The sequence below is a fragment of the Photobacterium sp. OFAV2-7 genome (genome assembly GCF_022347985.1).
Taxonomy (GTDB): domain Bacteria; phylum Pseudomonadota; class Gammaproteobacteria; order Enterobacterales; family Vibrionaceae; genus Photobacterium.
On record NZ_JAKRFQ010000381.1, the window covers coordinates 1 to 4,640 of the forward strand.

3 protein-coding genes are annotated in these 4,640 nt (G+C 41.6%); 1 reads left to right on the forward strand and 2 read right to left on the reverse strand.

What is annotated here, in order from left to right; all coding sequences use genetic code 11:
* Positions 1–58: 58 nt before the first annotated feature.
* Entirely contained in the window at positions 59–976 is a 918-nt protein-coding gene (locus tag MHN01_RS17165) for a LysR substrate-binding domain-containing protein (RefSeq protein ID WP_239412458.1), read from the forward strand.
* Between the two features lie 127 nt (positions 977–1,103).
* On the opposite strand, the gene ansB is transcribed toward MHN01_RS17165, so the two are convergent.
* Together ansB and aspA are read right to left on the reverse strand one after the other, a co-directional pair.
* Positions 1,104–2,165, reverse strand: coding sequence for an L-asparaginase 2 (gene ansB, locus MHN01_RS17170; RefSeq protein WP_239412459.1), 1,062 nt, complete (start codon positions 2,163–2,165; stop codon positions 1,104–1,106).
* A 69-nt stretch (positions 2,166–2,234) separates the two neighbouring features.
* Positions 2,235–3,665 carry an aspartate ammonia-lyase gene (aspA, locus tag MHN01_RS17175; protein WP_239412460.1) on the reverse strand — a complete coding sequence of 477 codons (1,431 nt, stop codon included), beginning with the start codon at positions 3,663–3,665 and terminating at the stop codon, positions 2,235–2,237.
* Positions 3,666–4,640 lie beyond the last annotated feature (975 nt).

Genomic DNA, 4,640 nt, shown 5'->3' on the forward strand with positions numbered 1-4,640 from the left:
GTACTGAGTTATTTAGGGTTGATAACTGCCATAGAACCAAAACTACTGAGAATGACGAATGAAAAACATAGAAACAAAATGGCTGCAAGATTTTCTTACCCTCGCTGATCTACAAAATTTTTCTCATGCAGCTGCTGTTCGTAATGTTACTCAACCGGCATTTAGCCGCCGGATCAAGTCGCTTGAAGCAGAGTTAGGTTTAGTGTTGATCGATCGCAGTAAAACGCCTATCGAACTGACTCTAAATGGCAAGCAGTTTAAAACAACGGCACAATCCATTTTAAATCAGATAGATGAAGAGGTTAACCGCTTGGCGGGAAGCTCTTTTCATGGGCGGCATACTGTTCGGTTAAGTGCTGCGCATTCTGTGGCTATCAGTATATTGCCTAAATTACATTCCTGTCTGTTCAACGCAAAGTTGAATACAAGTTTATCTGTTGATGCCAACGAAGTTGACGACGCTGTTGAACTTCTCATAGATGGAAAGTGCGATTTCTTATTCTCATTTTATGAAGACAGATTACAAGTTGCACCTTACAGGTCAATCTATCTAGGACGTAGTTATTTATATTGTGTCTCTGCTGTGGATGAAAACGGAGAAGCACTTTATGACCTTGCAAATAATGATGATGTTCCTTGCTTGGATTATACGCCAGAAAGTTATATGGGGAGAGCACTCCACCGAGCAAATGGAAAGTTAACGCCTAATACAGTTTGCTCATCATCCATGACAGATTTTATTAAAGCTCTGGTGTTACAGGGTAAAGGAATTAGCTGGCTACCCGATTATGCAATAAAAGAAGAGCTGGCATCAGGACAGTTGAAAATATTAACTGAGAGAGAACCTGTTCCATTGGATCTGTATGTGTATCGTTATTACTCTAAACTGCATTCTTCATGTGAAGCAATGTGGAATGAGTTGAGTAAAGTGAGCCCAATGAAAGAGCTATCTGGAAGAAAGTTTAACCTTGAATAAATATGTACTACCTTTGTTATTATGATGAGTGATTGAACATTGGCTTAACCATTTAATAAAAGGGCTATAGAAATAGCCCTTTTTGCTAAATATTGTCTGAAATTATCTGTTCATGAATGTTGACTACTTAGTAGTATTGGAACATTTTCTGAACGTCGTTATAGTTCTGGGTCTGCGTCAAGGATAACATCAGTAGGATACGGGCTTTTTGCGGGTTAAGCTCACCGGCTGCCACGAAGCCATACTTCTCATCATCGACTTCGGCATGCAGTGTCGTTGAGCCCGTAGGGGTGCGTGAACTGCGCACTACCATGGTGCCTTCTTTGCTTGCTTTCGCCAGAGCGTCAAATACTGAGTGGTACATATTTCCGTTACCCACGCCGGCGCTAACGATGCCGTCATACTTGGCATCAATGTAAGCTTTTACTGGCAGGTCTGAAGCACTTGCGTAGTTATAGACAATACCGACCTTAGGTAATTCGGTTAGCTTGGAAACATCAAACACAGTATTTAAGGTATGCTGACGCGCAGGGCTACGCTGATATTTCACGTCACTGTTATGGATATACCCCAGTGGACCGAAATTAGGAGACTGGAAGGTCTGAACGGATGTGGTATTCGTTTTGGTTACATCACGTGCACCGAAGACAGTATCGTTCATGGATACCAATACGCCACGCCCATGGGTATCTTCGTCAGTAGCGGTAACGACGGCATTGTACAGATTCATCGGGCCATCCGCGCTTTTGGCCGTTGACGGGCGCATTGAACCGACGAGTACGACAGGCTTGTCGCTCTTTACGGTCAGGTTTAAGAAGTAGGCGGTTTCTTCCATGGTATCCGTGCCATGAGTAATGACGATACCATCAACATTGTCTTGTGCTAATAGTGTATTAACACGCTTGGCAAGCTTAAGCCATACCTCATTGTTCATGTCCTGGGAGCCAATATTGACCACTTGTTCGCCGCTGATATCTGCCAGGTTCTTAATTTCAGGTACCGCCGCGACAAGCTGATCAACACCCACCTGACCGGAGGTGTAGCTTGAATCGGTTGCAGCCTGACCTGCTCCGGCAATGGTTCCGCCGGTTGCCAAGATTTTGATATTTGGTAAATCGGCAGCAAAAGACAATGAACTACCGCATAAGCCAGCAATGATAAGACCCAGTCGTATTGGATTCGTTTTCATAATGAGTTCACCCTTGTATTTGTTATTGGGAAAAAAAAAGGGCTTTTTCAAGCCCTTTAATCGTTGTTATTAGTTATATAGTTTTGCTTTGTATTCTGGGTGCATGAGGTTTTGCACCGAGAAGATTTCTTCCAGTTGTTCTTCTGCCAGTAGCTTGCGCTCTAGTGTTACTTCTTTAACGCTCTTGCCTGTTTCGGCACAGATTTTACCGACGATGTCACCTTCATGGTGGCCAATGAATGGATTCAGATAAGTGACGATACCAATTGAGTTAAAGACGAAGTCTTCACAAACATTCTTGTTGACTGTAATGCCGCTGATGCACTTGTCGGCAAGGTTTACACAGGCATTGCCCAGTAGTTCAATCGACTCGAAGATTGCCTGACCGATAACTGGCTCCATAACATTGAGCTGAAGCTGGCCAGCTTCTGCTGCAAAAGTGACGGTTGTATCGTTGCCAATTACTTTAAAGCAAACCTGGTTGACGACTTCTGGGATCACTGGGTTTACTTTGGCTGGCATGATGGAAGAACCAGCTTGCATTTCAGGCAGGTTCAGTTCGTTAAGACCTGCGCGTGGGCCAGATGAAAGCAGACGAAGATCGTTACATACTTTAGACAGTTTCACGGCAAGACGTTTCAGTGCTGCGTGAACCGTTACGTAAGCACCACAGTCAGATGTTGCTTCAATCAGGTCTTCAGACGGTACACAGTCTAAGCCTGTCGCTTCGGCAAGGTATTTGACTGCCAGTTCCTGATAACCTTCTGGTGCGTTAAGGCCTGTACCAATCGCTGTTGCGCCCAGGTTAACTTCAAGCAGTAGTGAAGCGGCATATTTCAGGTTTTTGATTTCTTCTTTAACCAGAATGCTGAATGCGTGGAATTCCTGGCCAACAGTCATTGGTACGGCATCTTGAAGCTGGGTACGACCCATTTTCAAAACGTCCTGGAACTCATTGCTCTTGGCATCGAAGGCTGCCTGCAGGTGCTCGATTGAGTCAATCATCTTCATGATGCTGTTATAGACAGCAACACGGAAGCCTGTTGGGTATGCACAGTTGGTTGACTGGCTCTTGTTTACATGATCATTAGGGTTAATGATGTCATATTCGCCTTTTTCGTGGCCTTTTAGTTCAAGGGCGACGTTGGCGATAACCTCGTTGGCATTCATGTTAACAGATGTACCAGCACCACCCTGATAGACATCAGAGATGAACTGATCCATGCATTTACCTGTGTTTAGGATCAGATCACAGGCTTCAACGATGTATTTGCCCACATCGCTTGGAATAGTGCCGAGCTCAGTATTCGCTTTAGCGGCTGCTTTTTTGGTAAATACCATACCTCGAACAAATTCAGGTACATCAGAGATCTTCATCGACGAGATATTGAAGTTCTGATAGGCGCGCAATGAGTGGATCCCGTAATAAGCAGATGCCGGAATTTCAAGCTGACCAAGAAGATCTTCTTCAATACGTACCTTATTAGAATTGTCGAGCATAGCCGTTACCTTTATTGATAGTGAAATGACACCGACACAATGTTCCTTTTATTGTTTAAAGTGAAATGCTTAAAAGTAAGCAACAATGCATTTAATGCATAGTGCTATTAATTTAATCAAATAGTGTTTTCTTAGCCAGGAAATAATGAATAAATATGATTTTTCATTCAATTGAAACCGTGACTTAGTTCACTTATTTTATTATGTGATTCAGGTAGGACTTTTATGTACTACAAATATATATCCAACAGGTATTGTCCAAAAAACACTCATCAAACTTATGTTAATTTACACGCTTTTATATTGTCTTTTTGATTGGTTGTGATTTTTGGTTTGTCAGATTGTGTTTTTATTTTGAGCTGTTTGTAATCAATATGATGCATACTGGTTGTTAGCTATGATTTTGCTGAATATTCAGTGACCTGAGTGGGGTTTTTGTAATGCTGATTACGCATAACTAGATAGTTTTCTGCATTTCAAACCTGATTGAAAGCTAAGTATTGTCTATGTAAATTCAGAAAATATAAGATTAATGAATGATTTGGGGCGTGTAGGTAAATAGTTGATAAAAATAATATTATTCAAACTAACTTTTTTGCCTAACTGACACAAAAAGGGCGATAAATAATAGATATCGTAGGTGCTCGATTTTAGGGCCTCTGTTTCTATTGTCAATAACCCTTTTTAATAATCATTATACTCTAATTACCCTTTCTATAATAAGTGGATTGGTATTAGTGGTTGCCAATAATCTTATCTTTTAAATATATGTTTTTCATTCTCCTAAAATGGTTCAGCGGTAAAACTAGCTGGAAGCATGTTATGCGCTTCTTAATTATCTTGATTAAGGAATGCAGAAATAATTTATAGAACTAGAAAGAGGACTTACTATGCTGTTGTTAGAAATCATTCTCTTGTTGGGGTGTATTATTCTTGCTGCCCGTCTCGGAGGTATCGGCGTCGGATTGGCCGGTG